This is a genomic window from Acinetobacter sp. YH01008 (assembly GCF_013420435.1).
Classification (GTDB): domain Bacteria; phylum Pseudomonadota; class Gammaproteobacteria; order Pseudomonadales; family Moraxellaceae; genus Acinetobacter; species Acinetobacter pseudolwoffii.
Genome location: NZ_VOYD01000005.1, coordinates 22,966 through 47,724, shown reverse-complemented (window position 1 = coordinate 47,724; position 24,759 = coordinate 22,966). Strand labels below are relative to the sequence as shown.

Genomic DNA, 24,759 nt, shown 5'->3' with positions numbered 1-24,759 from the left:
ATTTCATCTTCTAAGCTTTAAGGCCTTAAAAATCATAACTTAAACCGAATAAAGCCAGATTTCGCTGCTTGTCACCGTAGCGGTCATAGCCCCCCAGCAGATATTCGCCTGACACACTTAATTGAGGCAAGATTGCATAACTCAGTCCAGCAGACGCATAACGGAAGGCATGCTGTTTTTGGGTATCGCCCAGTTCTCCACCTTCATATTTGCCTTCATCATTAAAATAGCTACCTGCAGCAGTCAGACTGGCATTCACACGATCATTCAATTGATGGTTCAGATTCAGCGTATAAAAGGTATCGCCCTGATTGGCATAGGCCACATCATAAAGATAGGTCGATACGCTCGCGCCAATACTGGTTTTTTCATCCAGCATACGGCTGACATTTAAACCCAACTCATTACCGGTGGTGTTTTCGCCCCCTGGATAATAGTAGGTGGCATTCCAGAAATCCCAATCATAATGTTCCGAGCTGTGCGTATAACCGACCAGAAAATCATGCTCGAATTTATCGGTGCTATGCCCTTTGCGTCCTTGCACCTCAGCATAGGAATAACCCAATGTAGAACCCCAATAGCCCACATAAAAGTTGCCATAGGCCAAATTCAACCCTGCTTGTAGTGCAATATTATCGTCTTCCGGTGCATTGCTTAAACCACGTGATACATATTTAGACACCACGCTCAGGTTGCCACTTGCTTGTATTTGATTATTTTGAACGTCATTTGCAAAACTACAAATACTGGAAAATGTGACACAGCCGAAGAGCAAGGTTTGATTTAAGATTCTCATAAAATATAAAATTCTTTTTAGGTAAATAAAAGGGCTGAACACATGATGCAGCCCTACTTAAAGATTGATTAATATCAAAATATACAGCTTATTTTAACGCATAATTAATATAAGTTTATGCCTATTTCCACCTGTAAAATAGAAATTTCAAGCTTGGCTTGAGACTCGAGCTGCCTGATAAAACGGCGCAGTCGATGCAGCTAAAGCCGGATTTCCCCGAATATGATCTGCCAGTTTCTCGGCCATCATGATGGTAGTGGCATTCAAATTTCCGGTAATAATTAAGGGCATGATGGAAGCGTCAATGACTCTGAGACCCTGCATTTCATGTACCCGGCCATAACCGTCCACAACTGCCATATCATCCTCGCCCATTTTACAGCTAGAAGATGGGTGATATGCGGTTTCAGCATGATTACGCACAAACTCGTCAATCTGGGCATCTGTCTGTACAGCTTGACCCGGACTGATTTCTTCACCCCGATAAGGATCAAGTGCTGGCTGGTGCATAATTTCCCGGGTAATCCGGATGGCATCCCGGAATTCGCGCCAATCCTGCTCGGTACTCATATAGTTAAATAAAATACTTGGATGCTCAAACGGATCTTTGGATTTGAGTTGTATACGCCCGCGGGAGGGTGAACGCATCGAACCGACATGCGCCTGAAAACCATGCTCATGAATGGCATTGGTTCCATTATAGTTGATTGCAATCGGCAGGAAATGATACTGGATATTGGGCCACTCGAACTCGTCGGAAGAACGGATAAAGCCGCCTGCTTCAAACTGATTACTGGCGCCAATACCTGTGCCTAGAAATAACCATTCAGCACCAATCATCGGCTGGTTATACCACTTTAAGGCGGGATAGAGACTGACCGGTTTTTTACACTGGTATTGCAGGTACATTTCCAGATGATCCTGCAAGTTTTCGCCCACACCCGGCAAGTCCTGAACGACTGTAATGTCCAGACTTTTTAATAATGCGGCAGGACCCACACCTGAACGCTGCAAAATTTGCGGGGAAGCAATCGTCCCAGCACACAGCAGAACTTCTTTATCGGCAAAGACCTGAATGGGTTGTAAGGCATTTTGCCCTTCAAAATATTCCACGCCAATCGCCTGCTTCTGGCTAAACAGAATTCTATTGGTCATGGCATGGGTAATAATGGTGAGATTATCGCGCCCTTTGGCCATATCCAGATAACCGCGCGCAGTACTGGAACGGCGGCCTTGCGGAGTCACGGTACGATCCATCGGGCCAAAGCCTTCCTGCTGATAGCCATTTAAATCATCTGTTCGTGGATAACCTGCCTGTACACCAGCTTCGATCATGGCATGAAACAGTTCATTATTATCATTTTTTGGTGTTGCGACTGAAACCGGCCCGGCATCGCCATGATAGTCATTGCCGCCAATATCGCGTGTTTCCGCCTTTTTATAATAGGGCAGACATTCTGCATAGCTCCAGTGTTCCAGACCTTTCAAGCTGGCCCACTGTTCCAGATCCATGGCATTGCCGCGGATATAACACATGCCATTAATCAGCGATGAGCCACCAAGGCCTTTACCACGTCCGCATTCCATGCGGCGATTATTCATATGTGGTTCAGGATCGGTCAGATAGGCCCAGTTATAACGGCGTCCCTGTAAAGGATAAGCCAAGGCTGCCGGCATCTGGGTTCTAAAATCCAGACGATAATCCGGCCCGCCCGCCTCTAATAGCAAGACTTTGGTATCCGGATCCTCAGTCAATCGAGCAGCCAGCACATTTCCGGCCGAGCCTGCCCCGATAATAATATAATCGTAATTCATCAAGCGGAGACCTCCTTATGCGCTAAACACGGACTGGAATGGGCTCAATTCCACCTGAACCGATTTGGTCTGGGTATATTGCTGCAAGGTCATAATTCCGTTTTCACGCCCTACGCCCGAGTGTTTATAACCACCGACCGGCATTTCCGCTGGAGATTCGCCCCAGGTATTAATCCAGCAAATTCCGGCTTCAATCTGGTGAATGATACGATGCGCGCGGGCAAGATCAGGAGTCACCACACCTGCAGCCAGCCCATATTCGGTCGCATTGGCACGGCGAATGACTTCTTCTTCAGTGTCATAGCTTAAAATACTCATGACTGGCCCAAAAATTTCATGCTGAACCATAGTCATGTCGTCCCGGCAGTCACTAAATACTGTCGGCAAAACATAGGCACCCTGGGCTAAATCGGCTTGTGTGGCACGACCACCGCCACACAGTAAACGTGCACCTTCGGTTTTGCCCTGCTCAATGAATTTCAATACTTTTTCCATATGCGCAAAGCTGGAAACTGGCCCAAAATTGGTTTCCGGATCAAGCGGATCGCCTATACGGATATGAGGAATACGCTGCAAGATTTTTTCTTCAAAAGCCGCTTTTAAGGTATAGGGAATGAATACCCGGGTGCCGTTGGTACAGACCTGACCTGAGCTGTAAAAATTGGCCATCATGGCAATGTCAGCGGCAAGATCAAGATCGGCATCTTCACAGATAATCAGGGGAGATTTCCCACCGAGTTCCATGGTGACTTCTTTCAGGCTGGAATCTGCGGCTTGCGCCATGACTTTTTTACCCGTGGCAACACCACCGGTAAACGAGACTTTAGCAATATCCCGATGTGCAGTTAAATAAGCGCCAATCTCGCCACTGCCAGTCACGACATTAAATACCCCGTGCGGCACACCGGCTTCGGTATAGATTTCAGCCAGTTTCAGTGCGGTCAAAGGCGTGGTTTCACTGGCCTTAAAAATCATGGCATTGCCTGCCGCCAGTGCAGGTGCAGATTTCCATAATGCAATCTGGATTGGATAATTCCAGGCCCCGATGCCGGCCACAACACCCAAAGGCTCACGACGGGTATAAATAAATGAAGTCTCTCGCAGTGGAATCTGCTGTCCTTCGAGGGCTGGCAAAATACCTGCATAGTATTCGAGTACATCTGCGCCTGTCGCAATATCGACGGTGGATGTTTCACTGAAAGCTTTACCACTGTCGAGACTTTCTAAACGTGCCAGCTCGTCATTACGTTCGCGTAAAATAGCGACTGCTTTATTTAAAATCCGGGAGCGCTCGATCGCCGTCATTGCAGCCCAGACCTTCTGCCCTTTTTGTGCAGATTCGACGGCACGATCAATGTCTTCTTTGCTGCAGATCTGGATTTCCGCCAGGATCTCACCAGTTGCAGGGTTGATGCTTTCAAAGCTGCGATGCGATGTTGCATCGACATATTGGCCGTGAATATAAGGACGCTGTAAATGATAGGTAGTCACTGTAATTCCCTCGCCTATTTGTGTGATTTCAATTGCTGCTGGATAAACTGGCTACACAGTTCGATCGGCATTTCTGGATCAATCTCGCCACTGATCAGTGCTCCACGTAGCCAGAAACCATCAATCAGTGCAGCTAGCCCTTGTGCCGCTTTTTCTGCTTCTGATTTGGACAGCACTTTCATAAATTCGTGCTTGAGATTGGAATGTAAGCGGTAATGGTTAACCTGTTGCAACCGATGCAAGTCCGGTTGATGCAAGCTGCTCGCCCAAAATGCCAGCCAGACTTTCATAGCGGCCTTATTGGTTTGAGGTGCAGCAAAATTACCCCGTACAATGGCAAGCAAACGTTGCTCAGGTGTGGCATCCACCTGGGTCTGCATCTCTGCCACGGTTTTACCTAACTGCTGCAATAAATAACGCATTGTTGCTTCAATGAGGCCATTTTTCCCGCCAAAATAATGGCTTATGATGCCGGTCGAAACACCGGCACGTTGTGCAATCTGGCTGATTGAGGTTTCTGCAAAACCTAGTTCATTTACAGCAGCTAGGGTCGCGTCAATAAGCTGTTGACGGCGGATCGGTTGCATACCAACTTTTGGCATAAGACTAACCTGAATAACGAATCTATAAATCGGACTCATGCTGCAATAGCAGAATGAGGTAACATTAAAAAACGTTTTTTTAATTGAACGATCAATTAATAAAAATTATAGTGCCTAGCAACCTCAGATGTACAGCGCAGTTTGTTTTGGATTTGCAAATGTTTGTAATTGATTCGGCTTTGACTCTTTAAGTGTCGAACCCTGTGTCAAATCGAACTGCGCTGTAAATCACATGACAATAAAACTACGGTCACAGATTTATGCAAAAGAAAACTGAACAAGTGCAGGATAGTCTGAATAAAGTGGTGTTTTATGTTTCAGCAACACTTATTCTGCTTTTTTCTCTCGTCACGATTTTATTCAATCAACAGGCCAATCTGGTCATCACCAATATTCTGAACTGGGTCAGTGCTACATTTAGCTGGTATTACCTGCTGGCTGCGACCTTATATCTGGTGTTTATTATTTTTATTGCCTGCTCACGTTATGGGGAAATTAAACTAGGGCCTAAACACTCCAAGCCTGAATTTAGTTTATTAAGCTGGTCAGCCATGTTGTTTTCTGCCGGAATCGGGATTGACCTGATGTTCTTCTCGGTGGCGGAACCTCTCTCGCATTATATGAATCCACCTGTCGGTGAAGGCCAGACTTTCGAGGCGGCTCGCCAGTCCATGGTCTGGACCCTGTTCCACTATGGTTTAACTGGCTGGAGCATGTATGCACTGATAGGTGTGGCCCTGGGCTATTTCAGTTATCGTTATAACCTGCCACTGACCATCCGTTCAGCACTCTATCCGATTTTTGGTAAAAAGATTCATGGTCCGATTGGGCATACGGTCGATACTGCGGCCGTACTCGGCACGATTTTCGGTATTGCGACCACCTGCGGTATTGGTGTGGTCCAGCTCAATTACGGCCTGCATGTGCTGTTTGATTTACCGGAAAACCTGTGGGTACAGACCGGATTAATCGCAGTCGCGGTGATTATTACCATTATTTCTGTTGCATCCGGTGTCAATAAAGGCATCCGCGTCCTTTCAGAAATTAATATTTATGTCTCGATTGGCCTGTTACTGTTTATTTTAATGATGGGCAATACCGAATTCTTGCTGGCCGCCCTGATTCAGAACTTTGGTGACTATATCAGTCAGTTTCCAAAGCTGTCCTTAACCAGTTTTCCATTTGAGCAACCTAAAGAATGGATGAATAGCTGGACTTTGTTCTTCTGGGCCTGGTGGATTGCCTGGTCTCCTTTTGTCGGGCTGTTTCTGGCGCGTATTTCACGTGGACGAACCATCCGTGAGTTTGTCGCCGGCACCTTGATTATTCCCCTATTATTTACCCTGACCTGGTTATCTATTTTTGGTAATAGTGCACTCCATAGCGTCATGTTTGATGGCAATACTCAACTGGCGACCACAGTCCTGGAAAATCCGGCACATGGTTTCTATGACTTGCTGGCGCAATATCCTGGCTTTAGCTTTATCGCAGGGATCGCGACCATTACCGGTTTGTTGTTCTATGTCACTTCTGCGGATTCTGGCGCTTTGGTACTGGGGAATTTCACCACTAAATTTACCAATATCGAGCATGATTCACCGCGCTGGCTGAGTATTTTCTGGGCCATTGCGATTGGCTTGCTGACTTTGGCGATGCTGATGGCCAACGGTGTTACAGCCTTGCAAAACACCACCATTATTATGGGACTGCCTTTTAGCTTTGTGATTTTCTTTGTCATGGCGGGCCTGTATAAATCCCTGCGTCTGGAAGATTTCCGTCAGGCCAGTACCAGTATGAATGCGGCACCTGTGGTCGGAAACGTGGACATCTTTAACTGGAAAAAACGGCTGAGTCGGGTGATGTTACATCCAAGCCTGCCCCAGACCCGAAGCATGCTAAATGAGGTGTGCAAACCGGCTATTGAGGCTGTTGCAGCCGAACTCATCACTAAAGGTGTGCATGTTGATGTACAGGAAAAACCGGTAGAGGATGAACCGGAACTCTATCATCTGGATCTGATTATTCAGCTCGATGAAGAAGAAAATTTTGTTTATGAAATCTGGCCGGTGCGTTATGACACCCCAAACTTCAGTTCGCGCGGGAAACGTGCCAAACGTTATTACTATCGTCTGGAAAGCTATCTGTTTGAAGGTTCGCAAGGCAATGATCTGGTCGGTTATAGCAAGGAACAGGTCATTAACGACATTCTGGATAAATATGAACGTCATATGATGTATCTACATATTAACCGTATCAGTCCGGGTACACGCCCGCTGTTTCCAGACCGTGAAAATTAATACTGTCCAAGGTCTTAGAAGGAATTGATGATGTCAGAAAGCTTACATGCCTTTGCCCTGTTCTTCTCTTTACTCAATCCATTTTTGATGAGTATTTATATGCTCGGAATTATCCGTAATTCCGAGGCCAAAGTATTTAACATGGCATTGATTCAGGGCAGCCTGATCAGTTTTATCGTCTTTATCATTTTTGCCAAGACCGGTGAAGCATTCTTTCAGGAAGTGCTGCATGTACGCTTTGAATCTTTCCAGATTTTTGGCGGTATCATTTTTCTGGTGATTGGTTATCGCTATGTCTTTGAAGGCGCCGATACCATTGGCGTGATGCGTGGGGCACCTCATCATCTGGCAGGCACCATTGCCATGCCATTTATGATTGGCCCGGGCACCATTTCAGCGGCGGTGATTACCGGAATTCAGCTCAGTTTATGGCAAACCATGCTGGTGATTTTTCTTACCCTGTTTTTGACCTGTAGCTTACTGATTCTCATGAAATATCTGCATGATCATTTGCAGCATAAATACTCCAACTATATAGATTTATATGTGGATATTGTTGGCCGTGTTGCTGCGCTGCTGATTGGTACCATTGCGATCGACATGATCGTCACGGGCGTCAATGGAATTATCCAGGGATAATCAAGAAGCACTTCTGATATTAAATTGACCAAAAAAAAAGAGCGGGCTAATCCCCGCTCTTTTTTTGCTATCAGAGCCTAACTTTTAAAACTTGAAAGATACGCCAGCATAAGTCGAGAATCCTTCGCCTGGTGAAGAACGCGCCTCATCCTTTCCTTGATCATTTAGACCGGGAATCACCACAGCAGCATATTTTTCATCGGTGATATTTTTGAAGTTGATCCAGGTTTTCCAGGACTGCTGTTCAGGTGCATAACCCAGATCAATGCCCCAGATCTGGTAATCATCACTAAAGCGGCTATTGGCATAATCATGTGCCATTTTGGATGCATATTCGGTATTCAAACCAATATAGAAACCATTATGCATGGCATAACTGAGCTGTGCCTGATACAAATGTTTTGGAATTCCCGGCAACTGATTTTCGCCAAACAGCGGATCATTTTTGTATTGGAAATCACTCAGTGTATAGGCCTGTTGCAAGCGTAACTCGCCGTGTTTAAATTCATGCAATGGTATATCCAAACTGAGTTCGACGCCTTGATGAATGGTTGGTGTGGCATTTGCTTCTACACTGATTCTTTCATTTTTGCTTGAACCCTCTCCATAATCCTTAATCATTTCAGACGTTAAAAGTTCATTTTTAACTTTAGAATAATAATAGCTAAGCGCCCAATCGCCAAAGCCTGATTGGCCACGTCCACCCAATTCCAATGTATTTGCAGTCTGGGTTTTTAATTGAATCGGAGCACGTACCCGACCTGAGGCAATTCCTTCATCAAAATAATAGGGAGATGACCATGCCATCGCCCAAGGATGAGCCGGTTCGATGCTGCGGCTTAAATTGGCAAACCACTGCACAGACTCATTCGGCTGATAAGTCATCCCGAGACGTGGGGCAAAATCCCACTCATACTGATTGATCTTAGGACTGGCAACTGGATAAGTCACTTCACTTTCACGATGGGCATAGACTGCTGCAAGACCCAGATCTAGGGAGAGCTGGTCATTGAGCGCCGTCTGCTGATCAAATTGCAATACATTGTCTGAACCACGATAGGTATAACGGCGCGTGACCGTATCTGCCGGATATGTTTGATTACCAATTTCTGTATTAAATCTTAAAGTTTCCGTTACACCACTGTTTGGACGATGGGTGGTACTGCGTAAGGCAATACGCCCCTGATGTTCCAGACCCAACAATTGATAGGGCTTTTCATACTGAATACGTGCAGTAATATCTTCATAATCGACATTGGTACGATAGCGACTTTCACGTAAGTCTAACGGATAATGATGATATGCCAGACTAGCAGTCAATTTTGCATCATCCTGTAAATTCCAGGTGGTGGTGTTGGCGAGCCAGGTACTGCCCGGCTGGATACGTTTGGCATCAATTCCTACAAAATTAGGATCAGCTACTTCAGGATTGTTTTTTAATTGTTCCTGGGTAATACGCCCCGGTGTCAGATGTTTGCTTTCGCGGTAACGGGCATAAAAACGGGTTTCAATGTCCGGGCTAATCTGGTAGCCGAGATTAAAAGCCAGGCCTTTGCCATCACCTTTGGCATGATCCTGAATTCCGTCAAACTGGTTACCTGTTAGCGCCAGATAATAATCCAGCTGATCCAGTTTACGGCCGGTACTGAACTGATATTTTTGATAACCATGACTGCCTGCTTCATATTTCAGCTCAGAACCATTCTGCTCGGCACCGGTTCTGCTTTTATAGTTAATCGCTCCGCCTAAAGCCAGCGCTCCCTGTTTAAAACCGTTTGCACCACGGTAGACGCCAACATGATCAATCCACCAAGGCTCTAGTAATTCATAAGCTGTGCCGCCCGGCCCGGTAAACGGAATGTCATCAATCAGCACAAAAGTACCAGAGGCATGGGCACCTGAAGTGCGGTTAATACCCGAACCACGGATGGACACTTTGGCGCCTTCATTGCCCGGGGATTGAGCATAGATACCGGGTTGCAGACGAAATACATCGGCATTATTTGCAATATGTTGATGTTCAAGCTGCTGGGCTGAAATAAAATTGGTTCCACCTGAGGTTTGCGCAAGCTCGGTCTGGTATTGCTGCTGTGGATCTGTCTGTTCAGCACTGACCACGATGGTGTTGAGTTGTTGCACAGGATGCTGGCTGCGAGATGTTTCAGCATAGACAGCACTGGAAAGAACTGAAAGGATCATCAAGCTTAGCGGTTTTTTGTTCAGCGGAATTGTTCTCGTGCTCATATCGGGTTTATACAATCCTGTATACATGATCCTAATCCTAGAGGGATTCTGGTTTTAAAAATTATGCTGTAGCATAAATGAACAATGCCGAATCAAGGCATTATTTTCTGCCAAAAAACTGACTGATCAGCGTATATTTTTTGATGTAATTTTGGTATTTTTTGATTATACAACTTGCAAGATAGCCACAACATCCTCACAAGTTCCAAGAACTTAATAATTAAGTATTTGATATTAAATAATATGCTATTTAATTCTGCACACATGTATTTCCAGTTGGCATAATGTAATACTGCGTTAAATTCATAGTGGACTAAACCAGTTACTTCATATTCAAAGCTCACTGAAATTGAGTAGCATATCGATTTGAATTAGCTCATAGCATCGTCTTGGATCGAGCCCACAGTCGTTTATATATTTTGAGAAAATTACTGAGCACTGGGTCTTGGATCTGGGCTAAAGGATAAATTTTGGATCAGACTCAACCTGACTCATATTCAAAAATTATTCACTCATTGAGCAGAAAAAGGGTGAAAACCGCGTGAACATAAAGTGATGCAAACAGCAACTGTTTCATTAAAACCTGCACATAGAATAAGCAGATATTTGGACTGAATAATATGCCAAACATTCCCGAACTTGCTGCTGACAATTCAAAAAATATAATTGAATAGCCTATTAAAGAGCTTTATTTTGTAAAATATAGGGAAAAGACCAAGAGTAATAAGATAAACAGAATCGCGGTGCAGCATTTCCAGAATGTCAGGGGATGACGCTCAATCACAGGACGTGAAACAGATTTTTTTAATTCAAGATCAGGCTGTTTCAAGTTATAGATAAATGCTGAAAGTGCCTCATAACGTTGCTCTGGACGAATTGACAGTGCTTTTTTAAAAATCGCATCCAAACCCTTGGGCAAATCCGGACGATATTCAGACAGTGAATGATAGCGTACCTTTTTTAATTTTTTTTCGGTCTTGCAGCGCGCCAGCTCTGTCCCATAAGGCAATTGCCGGGTCAATAAATAATAGCTCATCACTGCCAGTGAAAACTGATCTGATTTTACCGAGGGTGAGCGCCCTATAAAATACTCTGGTGCCATAAATGCCAACGTTCCCAAAGGCACATCTGCATGTTTAGGATTCAGTTCGACCAGCCCTCTAACTGCCGTCGATCCATAATCAATCAGTTTTACTTTCAAAGCATCAATCGGTTCAAGCAGCATGACATTTTCTGGCCGTACATCCTGATGCAGCATTTCAAGTCGATGCATGGCATTCAGTGCTTTGGCCACCTGTTCAATAATCGGAATCAGGTGTTTTAAACTTAAAGCAGTTTTTTGACGATGTAGCCATCGGTTTAAGCTTTCCCCTTGCAAGTATTCATAACTTTGAAATAAAAACTTTTTACTGCCTGTATGCGGATAGTAGTGCATCAGGTTTTCATGTTTTAAACGCTTGGATACCCAGTCTTCCAGCTGGAATTGTTCCACTGCTTTCAGGTCATCCTGCAAATCGACAGACAAGGTTTTAATGACCAGCTGAGCTTGTGTGGCTGCATCCTGCGCCAAATAAAGGCTACTGCGATGATTTTGGTGCAGGATTTTATGAATGCGATAACCTTCAAACAAATCACCATGACTGAGTTGCTGTGGAAATAAAATATTTTCCTGAATCTGAAAGCTTTTCTCTTGAGCTAATGCATCAATTCGGATGATTTGAATGGTGAGATTGTCATCGCTGCCGCGCTTTAAGGCCAGTTCGACGATAGATTGGGCAATAGTATCCAGATTTTGTTTTTGCTGCAGCATATCCGAGATCTGCTGTATATCGATAAATTCATAGACACCATCGGTCATCAAGAGAAACAAATCATCTTCACATAATTCAAGTTGTTGATAATCGACTTCAATCCGATGATCTACACCTAAAGCACGACTTAAATAATGCTCGGTTGAAGATAAACGAACCCGATGATCAATGGTCAGCTGTTCAATGCTTTGGGCTTGAATGCGATAAACACGGCCATCACCTGCATGAAAAATATGTGCCCTGTTTTGTTTCAAAATCAGTGCACTCAAGGTGCAGACATAACCATGATCTTTATCAAAACGTCCCTGACTCTGTTGGGTTTGCGCATACAGCCAAGAGTTGGTCGCACGAATCACCCGAGCAGCTGAAGTTTGGGTACTCCATGCATCCGAAGTTGAATAATAATCGGATAAAAAACTACTGACCGCCGTTTCTGCCGCAATATGGCTGACATTGCTGCTGCTAATCCCGTCTGCAATGGCACAGGCAATACCTTTGCTGCTCAGCGCATGGCCTTCAGGAATATAAATGCCATAAAAATCCTGATTTTGTGCTTTGATTCCGGCGGAAGAATATTGTCCGATACTGATTTTTAATTTTTTATTCATTGTAGACACTCGAAAAGGGATCGAATCGATCCCTTCAATTTCAAGACATAAATATCATGCTCAAATTAAAATTCTTTTTTATCACCTGTACGGACATGCGTGGTATACAGCGCCAGACCAGTTAAAGCTAAACCACCAACCAAGTTACCCAGCACTACCGGTAATTCATTCCACAAGAAATAGTCTGTAATCGAGAAATCACCGCCCATCATCATGGCAAATGGGAACAGGAACATATTCACGACAGAATGCTCAAATCCCATGGCAAAGAACAGCATGATCGGCATCCACATGGCAATGAATTTTCCACTTACAGTTGTTGACATCATGGCGCCAATCACACCAAGTGACACCATCCAGTTACACAGCATGCCGCGTATAAAGATGGTCATCCAGCCAGCAAAGCCATATTCGGCATAACCCAAAGTCCGGTCTTCACCAATATGAGCAATTTTTACGCCGACTTCGTTTGGTTCAGCTGCGAAACCCATGGTATAGACCGCGGCCATCAACACTGCGACAGTTAAACATCCGGCAAAGTTACCTAAAAAAACCAGCCCCCAGTTTTTTAAAATACGCGCCCATGTTACTCCCGGACGTTTGTCTAACCAGGCCAAAGGCGTCAAGACAAACACCCCGGTCAGCAGGTCATAACCCAGTAGATACAACATGCAAAAACCGACTGGAAATAACAGCGCACCGATCAGAGGCACCCCTGTTTGTACGGCAATCGTCACCGCAAATACTGCTGCCAGTGCCAGAATCGCGCCGGCCATAAACGCACGAATTAAAACATCCCGTGTTGCCATATGCAGTTTTGCTTCACCAGCATCGACTACTTTTTTTGCAAATTCTGCAGGAGCAAGATAAGCCATATTTATATCCCCTTTATATAAAACTTTTTAACTGTTATGAAATAAAAAGATGCCTAAGGTCTATTTCAACCTTAGGCATCTTTGCCTTGTTTCATTCAAACAGATCAATCGTGTCATGGCGCCGTTGCCATATTTATCTAATAGAAAAGCAAATAGCATGCCATATTTTTAAATGTAATTGGCTTTGTTGCACCAACCTACAATTGAAGGCTTATCCAGCAATATAATTTCTGAATGAGCAAGCCTAAAATTTAATCCTCCCCAACCCTCCTTTGCTAAAGAAGGGCTGGAGAGCTTTATCCGATTAGCCTACTTTCCTTAATGCAAAATCCCGACCAAAAAGCAGCTTGCTGTGGATATTACTAATTGGTGTCTGATCTGCAATCAGTTCGGCATACCATGCCCCATCTTCAGTATCGCCAAACAACACCGCACCGATGACTTTGTCCTGTTGAATGATGATCCGTTTATAAATCTGACGCTTCTCATCATTCAGCACGATATCTTCGAAATCATTAGTCGGTTCAAAATTACCTGCCGAGAATACGTCACATCCGCTGACCTTAAGCTGGGTCGGAACAGTCGGTGCCTTAAAGGTCAGTCGGCCATGTTCAGCCAGATGAGTCGCACAGATAAAGGCCTGTCCCCATAATGGCTCAACCAATCCAAAGGTCTGACCACGATGCTCAATACATTCACCCACTGCATAAATACTCGGGTCATAGGTTTGCATGGTGTCATTTACCAGTACTCCGCGATTACAGCGCAAGCCAGACTGTTCGGCTAGACTTTTATTTGGTCGAATCCCGACGGCGAATACCACCAAATCAGCATCCAGCATTGTCCCGTCTTTTAAGCGCAGTTGAGTCACGTGACCGTCAATACCGAGCAGCTCTTCGGTATTGGCTTCGGTAATGATCCGGATACCTTTGTCTTCAATTGATTTTTTCAGCATTTGACTGGCTTTCATGTCCAGCTGACGATCCATAATACGGTCCATCAGGTGCAGTACAGTTACATTCATCCCTCGCTGTTTCAAGCCATATGCGGCTTCCAGTCCTAACAGACCACCGCCAATGACGACGGCATTTTGCTTGGTTTTGCAGTAATCCAGCATGCGGTTAACATCCTGAATATCCCGGAAGCTCATCACGCCTTCAAGTTCAGCACCTGGAATTGGCGGTATAAAGGGTTTGGAACCAGTGGTGAGGATCAGACGATCATAAGCAACCATTTCGCCTTTTCCGGTATGCACCTGTTTGCGTGAGCGGTCGATAGAGAGTGCTGCATCTCCGCCAATAAAACGGATACCTTTTTCAGTATACCAGTCGACTGAATGCAACATAATTTCGGCAAAACTTTTCTCACCAGATAATACCGGTGACAACATGATGCGGTTGTAATTGCCCCATGGCTCTTCCCCAATCACGGTAATGTCATAACGATCTGGCGCCATATCCAGCAAGTCTTCCAGACAGCGCATACCCGCCAGCCCATTCCCGACCAATACCAGTTTTAAACGCTCTGTGTTTTGACCATTACTGGAAATATAGGTCTTTTGTGCAGTTGGGCTGATAAAGACTGTGCCATTTTCAATTCGGGTTGGAAATACCAGTAATTTCTGATCTTGCTCTTCCAGACAACGGCCGGTCACCAGACTGAAATGCTGCTTGTAAATTGGGGATGCGACTACACGCTCACCTTGCAGATCGCCCAGAATGCCACGTGCCATGACATTGGCCAGACTAAACGGATCCTGATTGCTGAGCGCATACACCCGCTGTTCCTGACCCACGCGAAAAATTGCAATCTGTTGATCTTCAATCAAAGCTGCAACACCAGTATTCGGGGTGATCTCATCCAGATGACAGACTTCGTACCAGTTCAGTTCGTTCATATCTTTTAAAATTGTCATTTTCATTCTCCCTGACTGTGGTGTTTAGGCTTCAACCACTGGAATACGGTTGAGATCACGTTCAGCGTCAGTCTTTGACCGGATCTGACCACGTACAGGTGCAAACTGAATATGCGGGTCATTCTGCTCGGCTGCTTTGGCGTTGATAAAGGTTTTAAAGCGTTTGCGTACTTCTGGATCTTCAATCGCGGTGCGCCATTCATCCTGATAAGTGCCAATCACATGCTGCATACGGCTTTCCAGTTCAGCCGCAATGCCAAGCGAATCGTGCACAATGACATCTTTCAGATAATCCAGCCCACCTTCCATATTGTCACGCCATACACTGGTGCGCTGTAGACGATCCGCCGTCTGGATATAGAACATAAAGAAGCGGTCGATATATTTGATGAGTGTGGAAGTATCCAGATCTGAAGCCAGCAGTTCTGCATGGCGCGGCTTCATACCGCCATTGCCGCAGACATATAAATTCCAGCCTTTTTCCGTGGCAATCACCCCCACATCCTTGCTTTGTGCTTCGGCACATTCACGGGTACAGCCGGATACGGCCATTTTGGTTTTATGCGGTGAACGCAGGCCCTTGTAACGGTTTTCCAGAAAAATCGCCAAGCCGACAGAATCATCGACGCCAAAACGGCACCAGGTACTGCCCACACAAGATTTCACGGTACGTAAGGATTTGCCGTAGGCATGTCCGGACTCGAAACCGGCATTGATCAGTTTTCCCCAGATTTCCGGTAATTGATGTACCTGCGCACCAAACATGTCAATCCGTTGTCCACCCGTGATTTTCGTATATAAGCCATAATCTTTGGCAATCTGACCGATGCTAATCAGGCCATCCGGGGTGATCTCGCCGCCTGCCACACGTGGCACAATCGAATAGGAACCATCTTTCTGGATATTGCCCAGATAATAGTCATTGCTGTCCTGCAAACCGGCATGACTTGGTTTCAGAACAAAATCATTCCAGCAGGATGCCAGAATATTGGCCACAGTCGGTTTGCAGATATCACAGCCCATCCCATGACCATGTTGCTGAATCAGGTCAGAGAAAGTCTTGATTTCATGCACGCGTACCAGGTGATACAGTTCCTGACGCGAATAGGCAAAATGTTCGCACAGGTGATTGTTCACCGTGACACCCTGACGCTGTAATTCGGATTTGAGAACCTGCGTCACCAGTGGCGCACAGCCACCGCACGCCGTTGCAGCCTGCGTGCATTTTTTCAGTGCACCCAATGAAGTTGCACCGCCATCAATGGCTGAACAGATATCAGCTTTGGAAACGTTATTACAGGAACAGATGGTCGCACTGTCAGGCAATAAATCGATGCCACTGCCACCCGATTTGGAAGTTGACTGATCAAAGCCTGGCATGATCAGGCTTTCCGGTTGCTCCGGCACAGCCAGACCATTCAGCATCATTTGTAGGAGATCGCTATACTCTTTGGCACAGCCCACCAGCACCGCGCCCAGCAGCTTGGTCCTGTCTGCTGACACCACGATTTTTTTATAAACCTGCGCGGCTTCATCAGCATAGAAATAGCTCAAGGCACCAGGTGACATGGCATGTGCGTCACCAATAGAAGCAACATCCACTCCCATCAGTTTGAGCTTGGTGCTCATGTCGGCACCAGCGAATGTATGGCTCTCTTGGTCCAGTACATGTTTTGCCGCGATACGCGCCATGTCATAGCCCGGTGCAACCAGACCATAAATTTTATTGTCCCAAAGTGCACATTCACCAATGGCATAAATGTCCGGATGTGAGGTCTGGCAATAATCATTAATGATGATGCCGCCACGCTCACCAATCAGTAAACCACTTTGGCGCGCCAGTTCATCACGCGGACGAATGCCGGCCGAGAACAGGATGATATCGGTTTCAAGCACCGAACCATCTCCGAACTTCATTACATGCTGAGTGCTGTCACCATCTTCAATACTTGACGTGGCCTTTTGAGTATGTACCTTGACACCAAGGTCTTCAATTTTAGAGCGCAGTACCCGGCCGCCCAGATCATCAATCTGCACCGCCATCAGACGCGGAGCAAATTCTACGACATGGGTGTCTAGATTCAGATCTCGTAATGCCTTCGCTGCTTCCAGTCCGAGCAAGCCGCCACCAATCACCACACCGGTTTTTGCATTCAGGCTGGCGGCACGAATCGCGTCCAGATCTTCAATAGTACGATAGACAAAACAGTTTTGACGCTCATTGCCCGGGATTGGCGGTATAAAGGCATAAGAGCCGGTGGCAAGAATCAACTTGTCAAAACTCAGCACATCACCGTGATTAGTCGTTACCGTTTTATTCAGCTGATCCATTTCAACTGCTTTGGTATTCAGTCGTAAATCAATGCCATAGGCATCGGCGAAATCACTACGGCATAGACTCAGATCCTTGACCGACTTGCCGCTGAAATATTCGGTCAAATGTACCCGGTCATAAGCCAAATGTGGCTCTTCTGCCAAAATGGTCAGCTCAATGTCATCACCGGCCTGTTCCAGTACAGATTCGATGAATTTATGCCCCACCATGCCATGCCCAATCATGAGAATTTTCATATCTGCGCTCCGACTATTGTTTTTTTAAAGACGATAAAAAGCCACATATCAGATCTAGTGGTTGATATGTCGACTGTTTGAATGGGTGGTAAATACCGTGCCCAGCTGTTTGAAATGCTGGATCAAAGGTTGAAATGCCCGTACGGTTTGTATTGCTGAACAACTGACCATGTTATTTATCCTGTGCTGAACGAAATCTCAGTTGCACCCTTTTAAAGTGCAACTACGATCAGAACGGGCATCGTTGGCCGTTATTCGTATTGAAAGTCATCTTTGACAATTTGATAAATGCAGGAAGCATGCCAACTTTTTTAGCAACACAATGACTGATATCAGCCAGAAAATTGCAGGAAATGCTTTATTTTGATGATGGATGCGCTGCTCAGATCAAACTCCTGCACCAAATTGAACTCAAAATAACTCTTTGATGCACCAGTACCATGGCATGTTTTTTGCATTATTCGTACTTGAATATTCCTTAGGCCTTACTTGAAAATATTCCATGTCTAAATTACGAATTGCTCTTATTGATGATGATCTGGAGCGCGCCCAATTCATCCAGGAATCGCTGCTGTTACATGATTTTCAGGTGGTGGCCTGTTTAATCCTGAATGATCTGAATATGGTGCATGTCAAAGGCATCCATGCAGATGTGATTCTGCTAAATATGGATCATCCACATCGGGATATTATTGAAAGCTGTGTCAGCCAATATGAACTTCCTACCGTACTGTTTACCCAAAACTCCAATAAAGACACCATCAAAAGTGCGATTGATGCCGGGATCACGGCTTATATTGTCGATGGTATTGATCCCAGCAAATTAGAAAGCATTCTGGAAATATCAATTGAACAGTTCCGCAAGCATAAAAAGCTGCTGAACGATTTAAAAGAAACCCAAGACAAGCTGATTGACCGTAAAGATATCGATAAAGCCAAAGCATTGCTGATCCAGCTGCATGCATTATCTGAAGAACAGGCCTTTGCCTTATTACGTAAAAATGCCATGAGTCACCGGATTACCATTGGTGAAATGGCCAGACGCCTGCTCGATGCACAGAAGCTGTTATTGGGCCAATAAGGAAAAGCATATGTCCACATTAGAAAAAACTGAACTCAATATTGGCTATATTCCTTTGCTTGATTGTGTGGCCATTCTCTGGGCCGAAAAACAGGGTTATTTTGCCGAGCAAGGATTAACCATCAATTTAATCCGCGAGGCCTCCTGGTCCAGTTTAAGAGACCGTCTGGCCTATGGCTTTCTGGACGCTGCGCATTGTTTGTCCGCCATGCTACCTGCTGCTGCTCTGGGTACAGACCAGTTACAGGTGGCTTTGCAAACCCCGTTGGTACTGAGCATGAATCAGGCTTTTATCAGCCTGCGTCAAGATCTGTGTCATGAATTGGGAATTGATGCAGAAGATGATGAAAAAAGCAGTTCTCAAAAACTGGTGCAGGCCTTGCAACAACAGCAGAAAATGAATCTGGCCTATGTCTATAAGCACTCAATTCATCATTATTGTATAAAAGAATGGTTAGCCCTGACAGATGTCAATATTGCCCACAAGATTCAGCTCATGACCTCACCACCAGCTTCGATGGTAAAAGGAATCTCGGAACAGGTCTTTGATGGCTTTTGTGTGGGAGAACCCTGGAATATTCAGGCCAAGCTTGAAGGCTATAGTTTAATTGTCGCTGCAAGCCAGAATGTCATTCCTAAAGTTGCCGACAAGGTTCTGGCCATGACTCAGGAATGGGCAGAATTACATCCATGCACGGTGAAGGCTTTGGTCAATGCTGTCCAAAAAGCCCAAACGGATTTAAAACAGCGTGCTGATCTGTCCCAAGTTTGGGACATGCTGGTTGATTATCAGATTATCCAGTTTGAATGCTCTGCACAGCGTCATGTCTGTGACTATCATAAAATTCAAAACATCATCCGCAATCTTGTTGGTGCAAGTGCGAAACCGCAGCTTGCCGATTTTATCTGGTTAATCGAGCAGATTGAAAAATGGGATGGTGTCGAAATCTCTGAGATAGAGAAAAAGCAGATTGCAGCACAATGCATGTATGCTGAAATGCTATTTGCTTAAGATTTCATGCAACATATTGCGTAGCCATTGATGACTGGTTTTATGATGACAGGACATATGCCAATACTGCTTTACAGAATAGGTCGGGAAAGCAATCGGTGCCCCAAAAATCTTGAGATTGCCACGTGATAACAGGACTTCACTCAAATAATAAGGCACGGTCGCAATCGCATCGGTTTCCTGTACCACCAGTCCCACGCCTAAATAGCTGGGCAGACGCATTAGAATGTCGCGCTTGAGTTCCAGATTCAGCAATTCATTTTCAATATGGTAATGCCCCATCCCGGCATCAATATCGATATGGGTTTCACGTAAATACTCTTCGGTCGTGATGCTGTCACCCGTTAGTCGCGGATGGTCTTTCGCTGCGATCACCACATAATACTGTTCAAACAGTTTCTGCTGATAAAAGCCATTCTCCAGATTTGGCAAGAAGCCCAAAGCCAGATCAATCTCGCCATTGGCCATCTGATAACTGGTTTCCGAGGTAATCGGACGCACATTCAGGCGGATATGTGATGCATGCTGCTTGAGATACTGTGAAATTTTTGGCAATAACACCAGATGCGATACATCGGTCATCGCCAGTGTAAAACGTTGCTGTGAAGTGACCTGATCAAAATTGATGGTGAAATTATTAATCGCTTCAACTTTACTGAGTGCTTCACTGACCAAGGGAAACAACTGCTTAGATAAATCTGTCGGCAGCATTTCATTGCCAATACGTAAAAATAAAGGATCACCATAATGCTGGCGAATTTTATTCAGCAGATTGCTCACCGCTGGCTGGCTCATATCTAAATGATCGGCTGCCTGAGATACGTTTTTAAATTTATAGACATAATAAAAAATACTGAGCAATTTACAGTCAAGTTCAAACACAGAAACACATTTCCTTTAACTTTCTAATAATTTTGACGAAGATATCATCGACATCATTTTATCAATTGCCAATGTTCAAATATAACACTTTGCAACGATTTCTAGGATCAGTCAATTTCCATGTGGTGTTAAAAATTACTTTTCTCTGATGTGGAGCCTCGTTACAAGTAGTTCTGTTGTAAATATGCACTTCTGTTTTTCCTTGGTCAACTTAAACACGCAAGCTTCATGCTATATACTCAAGCCCACAGAATTAACGATGCAAATTAAGAGAAATATCATATGTTCCAAGGCAAAAAGTTGGTGTGTTTTGATTTGGATGGCACCTTGATTGATTCTGTGGGAGTCTGGAATCAGGTCGATGCTGCGCTGATTCAGGAGTTGGCAAATATTGAAGTCGACTTAAGGCAGATCCAGCAACAGCGCGATCTTCAGCTCAAAAAATTTAAACATCGGCCGGATCCCTATCTGGAATATTGTGCTTATTTAAAAGCGCTTTATGGATTTGCGCCGAATAAAGAAGAAGTAAAAAACCGCCGTTATGCAATTTCACGGCATTTTCTCGATCATGTGGTCGAGCTAAAACCACATGCTGAACGGTTCATTCAAGCCCTGAAACAACAAGGGATTCAGATCGCCCTGACCACAACCACCAGTTTGTTCAATGTGCAGCGTTATCAGGACAATAATCAAAACATTAACAAAAAAATCAGCTTTAATGATGACTTTGCCCTGCTCTTGACCCGTGAAAATGTGCAGAACATCAAGCCGCATCCTGAAGTCTATTTCAATGCCCTTCAGCATTTTCAGGTGCAAGCCGCAGATTGCCTGATTATTGAGGATTCATTAATTGGCGTTGAAGCGGCCAACAATGCAGGAATCGATGTGATTGCAGTTTATGATCAATACTCTGTTCATGAAATAGATTTGATCAAGGTCCAAGCAAATTATTTTGCAGAAGATTTTACTGAGTTATTAAGTTTAGCCCAATAAAAAAAATGCCATGAATCATTGTATTTCATGACATTTTTTTCTGCAGATCTCTGACCTGAGAAGAAAACGTTATTTGGCTTTCTCATAGACTGAGCCTGAACCGACCAGATTTCCTGTTTTTTCATCGATTGCAAAATCAACCATACCTGCACCTGCATTTAACTGAAGTAAGCCATTTTTGCTCACTGCTGCCGGCATCGGATTTTTCTTTTCGGTTTTACCAGTTTCTTTGTCTTTTATGGTGTTGGTAATGAAGTAATTTTCACCATTTTTCGAAATGACCAATACATTTTCAAGTTTTGGATTTTCCAGCGTATTTTTCCAGTTTCCTTGATAATCTGGAGCTGGTGCTTCTGTGAGGTTACAAGCAGTTAAAAGCAGTAATAATGAGATGCCTGAAAAAAATTGAAGATATTTCAAAACTGAGACCTTGATTGTGACAACGCGGCCATTATAGGGACAACCCTCTAGAGCTTAAGCAGGTTGTTGTAGGCAAAGCGTTTCAGCAGTACCGTATCTGTTTTTCTTTGGTGATTTTTTTGAAATATCTCTCCATACTTCATTCATAAAAATGGATGATTCAATTTCTACTAAAACGACAAAAAAGCAAAAAAGGCCTCAATAGACCATGTAAATCTATTGAGGCGTAGCAAACGGGTGAATACCGCACATTAAAAATTAGGGCATGATTTTGGATTTAAAGTAGCTCAATGCAGATTTAGCAGAGTGGGTTTTTTCAATAATCTGTGCAGTCCAGTGATTCGGCAATGAACATTTGGCCAGACGCACCCAAACAGTAGAAAACTGTTTTATAAAGCTCGCTTCATTATAATGAATGCCATATTCAGCACACAGCGCTTTTACTTTCGGCGCCACCTGCGCATAGCGATTGGCTGGCATGTCCGGAAATAGATGATGTTCAATCTGATGGCTCAAATTACCACTCAAAATATGCAGCCAGTCCGTCCCGGTAAAATTACTCGAACCACGAACCTGGCGTAAATACCACTCAGCACGGGTTTCATTGTCGGTATTGTCCATCTCAAAAGTTTCAGCATCTTCCGTAAAATGACCATTAAAAATCACTGCAGACGCCCACAGACTACGAATTACATTGGCTACGGCATTTCCGGCAAACACAGGAATGGCATTCGGGCCAGCAATCACTGGAAAAAATACATAATCTTTTAACACCTGACGGCGCATTTTTTGACGCAGTGGAGCCGCTTCTTTCCAAACTTCTTTCCAGGTTTTGGTTTTATAGGCAATCACATCTTCCAGATGCAAGCGTTGCAGGCCGACATACCATTCAAAAAACACCATTAACTGCATGCCCAGTGGAATATTCAACAGGAAACGTGGTTCCCATTTTTGGGATTCACTGACCCGAATCAGGCCATAACCGACATCATGATCCATCCCGACAATATTGGTATAGGTATGATGAATATAGTTATGGGTATATTTCCAGTCATCTCCTGTGGAAATCGTATCCCAGTCATAGGTGGTTCCGTTCAGGGTCGGATCATTCATCCAGTCGAACTGACCGTGCATGACATTATGTCCCAGCTCCATATTTTCCACAATTTTGGAGATGCCAAGCAGCCCTGTCCCTGCCAGCCAAACCGGTGGCAACCAGCCAGCAAACATCAACATGCCTCGGGATGCAATTTCGCTATAACGGACAAAATTACGGATTTTATAAATATAATTGGCGTCTTTTTCACCCAGATCGTCCATGACCTCGCGGCGGATCGCATCGACTTTAGCACCAAACTCCTCAATCTGTTCAGGACTGAGAAATTGCGACTTACTGTGTCGTTTAAAATCAATTTGCATATTCATGGGAGCACCTTTTTATTCGTTTAATACTGGCTTATAAATTAATAACGACTGGACTCATCGCCTGGGAAATACAAAGTTTAATCTGGGTGTTATTGCCATGATCAACCTCACCGGTCAGGACATTACGCACCGAGCCACTGACTTTGGTACAGGAACAGGTATTACAGATTCCCATCCGGCAACCATGAGCAGGACGCAGGCCTGAATTTTCAGCGCTTTCCAGCAAGTTGGACTGAGCCTGAAACACTTGCTGCGATCTTAAAAACTGTACTGGCTGCGCCTTAATTTTTTCATCGACCACAATCTGGAAATATTCCGAATGAAAATTGGATTTCAAATCCAGTTTTTCTACAATTCTAAGTGCAGCCTTCATCATCCCAGCAGAGCCACAGGCATATATTTTTCGTTCTGCAACATCTGGCACCAGTTTTTGCAATAATCTTTGATTCAGATGCTGTTGCTGTTCCCGTGTATTAAAATGATGATATTTCAAGTTTGGATGCATTAAAGCCAGGGTTTTCAATTCAGCATGAAAGGCATCATCGCGAGTAAAATAAATCAGGTCGATCTGTTCCAGGGACTGGATCACTGCTTTTTGCAGCAAGGAATATATTGCAGTAATACCACTGCCGGATGCCAGAAATAAGGTTGGCTGGCTAGAGTTTTGCAGTATAAAGTCACCTTGCGGCTGCGAAATTTCAATGACAGCCCCGATTTGCATCTGGCTCAAGGCGCGTGACACTTTGCCTTGCTGTTTCACCGCAATAATCAGATCACCATTTTTTAATACCGTCACCACAGAATAATATCGCTGATGACGTACACCATCGAGTCTTATTGTTACTGCAATATGCTGGCCAGCCTGAAATGACCTGGCTTTAAAATTATGATTCGGGCGCAAGTGAATCTTGAAAAAGTCAGGACTGATGGCCTGAATGCCCATAATGGCCGCTTTAACTTTTTTAAACGCCCAGGTTGGATGGATTTTTTCACCAATAAAATCAATGAAATCTTCACGAACCCAATGCGGCTGATAGGTCGGCATACTTGTCATTTTTATCCCCTTATCCGCAGACAGTAATATTAATGTACAACTGTCTATTTATTATGTTGTCAGCATAAAGCGTTTTATAATTCAGACCATATCAATACAGGTCAAATTATGTGCTTATCAAACATAATAGAGCTTTTTGTCGGACAATATGAAGCAAAAGCATCTGCTGAAACTGTAGTTTTTTAGAAAAAGGGATTTTTATATCTGTTAATTCTGCTAACTCTATAT

At 44.4% G+C, this 24,759-nt stretch carries 18 protein-coding genes; 5 read left to right on the top strand and 13 right to left on the bottom strand.

Going from position 1 to position 24,759, the window contains the following annotated elements; translation table 11 throughout:
* Nucleotides 1–25 precede the first annotated feature (25 nt).
* The 4 genes from FTT75_RS05010 to betI form a co-directional block, all read right to left on the bottom strand.
* Nucleotides 26–796, bottom strand: coding sequence for a hypothetical protein (locus FTT75_RS05010; RefSeq protein WP_100357599.1), 771 nt, complete (start codon nt 794–796; stop codon nt 26–28).
* Between the two features lie 147 nt (nt 797–943).
* The gene (gene betA, locus FTT75_RS05005; protein ID WP_180101027.1) at nt 944–2,611 is read right to left on the bottom strand and encodes a choline dehydrogenase; all 1,668 of its coding nucleotides are present in this window, start codon (nt 2,609–2,611) and stop codon (nt 944–946) included.
* Between the two features lie 15 nt (nt 2,612–2,626).
* Nucleotides 2,627–4,102, bottom strand: a complete 1,476-nt coding sequence (betB, locus tag FTT75_RS05000; protein ID WP_180185985.1) for a betaine-aldehyde dehydrogenase — start codon at nt 4,100–4,102, stop codon at nt 2,627–2,629.
* A 14-nt stretch (nt 4,103–4,116) separates the two neighbouring features.
* Complete coding sequence (betI, locus tag FTT75_RS04995) at nt 4,117–4,704, bottom strand: transcriptional regulator BetI (protein ID WP_005170886.1); 588 nt, start codon at nt 4,702–4,704, stop codon at nt 4,117–4,119.
* A gap of 260 nt (nt 4,705–4,964) precedes the next feature.
* On the opposite strand from betI, the gene FTT75_RS04990 reads away from it, so the two are divergent.
* Both FTT75_RS04990 and FTT75_RS04985 read left to right on the top strand, forming a co-directional pair.
* On the top strand, nt 4,965–7,001 hold the full coding sequence (locus tag FTT75_RS04990; protein ID WP_100328615.1) for a choline transporter: 2,037 nt from the start codon (nt 4,965–4,967) through the stop codon (nt 6,999–7,001).
* A gap of 30 nt (nt 7,002–7,031) precedes the next feature.
* A complete protein-coding gene (locus FTT75_RS04985; RefSeq protein WP_100357603.1) occupies nt 7,032–7,640 on the top strand; it encodes a MarC family protein in 609 nt (202 codons plus the stop codon).
* Nucleotides 7,641–7,724: 84 nt separating this feature from the next.
* Here the strand turns inward: FTT75_RS04985 and FTT75_RS04980 are convergent, their stop codons facing one another.
* From FTT75_RS04980 to nirB, 5 genes are all read right to left on the bottom strand, one after another.
* Complete coding sequence (locus FTT75_RS04980) at nt 7,725–9,884, bottom strand: TonB-dependent receptor domain-containing protein (RefSeq protein ID WP_180185984.1); 2,160 nt, start codon at nt 9,882–9,884, stop codon at nt 7,725–7,727.
* A gap of 688 nt (nt 9,885–10,572) precedes the next feature.
* Nucleotides 10,573–12,303: a bifunctional protein-serine/threonine kinase/phosphatase gene (locus FTT75_RS04975; protein ID WP_180185983.1), complete on the bottom strand. Its 1,731-nt coding sequence runs from the start codon at nt 12,301–12,303 to the stop codon at nt 10,573–10,575.
* A gap of 65 nt (nt 12,304–12,368) precedes the next feature.
* A complete protein-coding gene (locus FTT75_RS04970; RefSeq protein ID WP_180185982.1) occupies nt 12,369–13,178 on the bottom strand; it encodes a formate/nitrite transporter family protein in 810 nt (269 codons plus the stop codon).
* 304 nt (nt 13,179–13,482) lie between these two features.
* Nucleotides 13,483–15,093 (bottom strand): nitrite reductase small subunit NirD, encoded by a 1,611-nt coding sequence (gene nirD, locus FTT75_RS04965; RefSeq protein ID WP_180185981.1) that lies wholly within the window; start codon nt 15,091–15,093, stop codon nt 13,483–13,485.
* Between the two features lie 24 nt (nt 15,094–15,117).
* A complete protein-coding gene (gene nirB, locus FTT75_RS04960; RefSeq protein ID WP_218954436.1) occupies nt 15,118–17,664 on the bottom strand; it encodes a nitrite reductase large subunit NirB in 2,547 nt (848 codons plus the stop codon).
* A 502-nt stretch (nt 17,665–18,166) separates the two neighbouring features.
* Between nirB and FTT75_RS04955 the strand changes: the two genes are divergently transcribed.
* Together FTT75_RS04955 and FTT75_RS04950 are read left to right on the top strand one after the other, a co-directional pair.
* Complete coding sequence (locus FTT75_RS04955; RefSeq protein ID WP_100328604.1) at nt 18,167–18,745, top strand: ANTAR domain-containing response regulator; 579 nt, start codon at nt 18,167–18,169, stop codon at nt 18,743–18,745.
* Nucleotides 18,746–18,755: 10 nt separating this feature from the next.
* Nucleotides 18,756–19,757 (top strand): CmpA/NrtA family ABC transporter substrate-binding protein, encoded by a 1,002-nt coding sequence (locus tag FTT75_RS04950; RefSeq protein WP_005096939.1) that lies wholly within the window; start codon nt 18,756–18,758, stop codon nt 19,755–19,757.
* Here the strand turns inward: FTT75_RS04950 and FTT75_RS04945 are convergent.
* Nucleotides 19,746–20,639 (bottom strand): LysR family transcriptional regulator, encoded by an 894-nt coding sequence (locus FTT75_RS04945; RefSeq protein WP_005096940.1) that lies wholly within the window; start codon nt 20,637–20,639, stop codon nt 19,746–19,748. The two genes, FTT75_RS04950 and FTT75_RS04945, sit on opposite strands and share 12 nt — an antisense overlap.
* A 282-nt stretch (nt 20,640–20,921) precedes the next feature.
* On the opposite strand from FTT75_RS04945, the gene FTT75_RS04940 reads away from it, so the two are divergent.
* Complete coding sequence (locus FTT75_RS04940; protein ID WP_180185980.1) at nt 20,922–21,632, top strand: HAD family phosphatase; 711 nt, start codon at nt 20,922–20,924, stop codon at nt 21,630–21,632.
* A 69-nt stretch (nt 21,633–21,701) separates the two neighbouring features.
* Here FTT75_RS04940 and FTT75_RS04935 read toward each other — a convergent pair whose 3' ends face one another.
* The 3 genes from FTT75_RS04935 to FTT75_RS15705 form a co-directional block, all read right to left on the bottom strand.
* On the bottom strand, nt 21,702–22,052 hold the full coding sequence (locus tag FTT75_RS04935; protein ID WP_005170837.1) for a hypothetical protein: 351 nt from the start codon (nt 22,050–22,052) through the stop codon (nt 21,702–21,704).
* 258 nt (nt 22,053–22,310) lie between these two features.
* Nucleotides 22,311–23,477: an acyl-CoA desaturase gene (locus tag FTT75_RS04930; RefSeq protein WP_005096944.1), complete on the bottom strand. Its 1,167-nt coding sequence runs from the start codon at nt 23,475–23,477 to the stop codon at nt 22,311–22,313.
* A gap of 31 nt (nt 23,478–23,508) precedes the next feature.
* The gene (locus FTT75_RS15705; RefSeq protein ID WP_005096945.1) at nt 23,509–24,531 is read right to left on the bottom strand and encodes a flavin reductase family protein; all 1,023 of its coding nucleotides are present in this window, start codon (nt 24,529–24,531) and stop codon (nt 23,509–23,511) included.
* Between the last annotated feature and the right edge of the window lie 228 nt (nt 24,532–24,759).

Bases quoted from the DNA above. Each gene is read 5' to 3' on its own strand.
- FTT75_RS04975 (WP_180185983.1), bottom strand. From the start codon at position 12,303: ATGAATAAAAAATTAAAAATCAGTATCGGACAATATTCTTCCGCCGGA.
- nirB (WP_218954436.1), bottom strand. From the start codon at position 17,664: ATGAAAATTCTCATGATTGGGCATGGCATGGTGGGGCATAAATTCATC.
- FTT75_RS04970 (WP_180185982.1), bottom strand. From the start codon at position 13,178: ATGGCTTATCTTGCTCCTGCAGAATTTGCAAAAAAAGTAGTCGATGCT.
- FTT75_RS05010 (WP_100357599.1), bottom strand. From the start codon at position 796: ATGAGAATCTTAAATCAAACCTTGCTCTTCGGCTGTGTCACATTTTCC.
- FTT75_RS04950 (WP_005096939.1), top strand. From the start codon at position 18,756: ATGTCCACATTAGAAAAAACTGAACTCAATATTGGCTATATTCCTTTG.
- nirD (WP_180185981.1), bottom strand. From the start codon at position 15,093: ATGACAATTTTAAAAGATATGAACGAACTGAACTGGTACGAAGTCTGT.
- betI (WP_005170886.1), bottom strand. From the start codon at position 4,704: ATGCCAAAAGTTGGTATGCAACCGATCCGCCGTCAACAGCTTATTGAC.
- FTT75_RS04990 (WP_100328615.1), top strand. From the start codon at position 4,965: ATGCAAAAGAAAACTGAACAAGTGCAGGATAGTCTGAATAAAGTGGTG.
- FTT75_RS04940 (WP_180185980.1), top strand. From the start codon at position 20,922: ATGTTCCAAGGCAAAAAGTTGGTGTGTTTTGATTTGGATGGCACCTTG.
- betA (WP_180101027.1), bottom strand. From the start codon at position 2,611: ATGAATTACGATTATATTATTATCGGGGCAGGCTCGGCCGGAAATGTG.
- FTT75_RS04985 (WP_100357603.1), top strand. From the start codon at position 7,032: ATGTCAGAAAGCTTACATGCCTTTGCCCTGTTCTTCTCTTTACTCAAT.
- FTT75_RS04980 (WP_180185984.1), bottom strand. From the start codon at position 9,884: ATGAGCACGAGAACAATTCCGCTGAACAAAAAACCGCTAAGCTTGATG.
- FTT75_RS15705 (WP_005096945.1), bottom strand. From the start codon at position 24,531: ATGACAAGTATGCCGACCTATCAGCCGCATTGGGTTCGTGAAGATTTC.
- FTT75_RS04955 (WP_100328604.1), top strand. From the start codon at position 18,167: ATGTCTAAATTACGAATTGCTCTTATTGATGATGATCTGGAGCGCGCC.
- FTT75_RS04930 (WP_005096944.1), bottom strand. From the start codon at position 23,477: ATGAATATGCAAATTGATTTTAAACGACACAGTAAGTCGCAATTTCTC.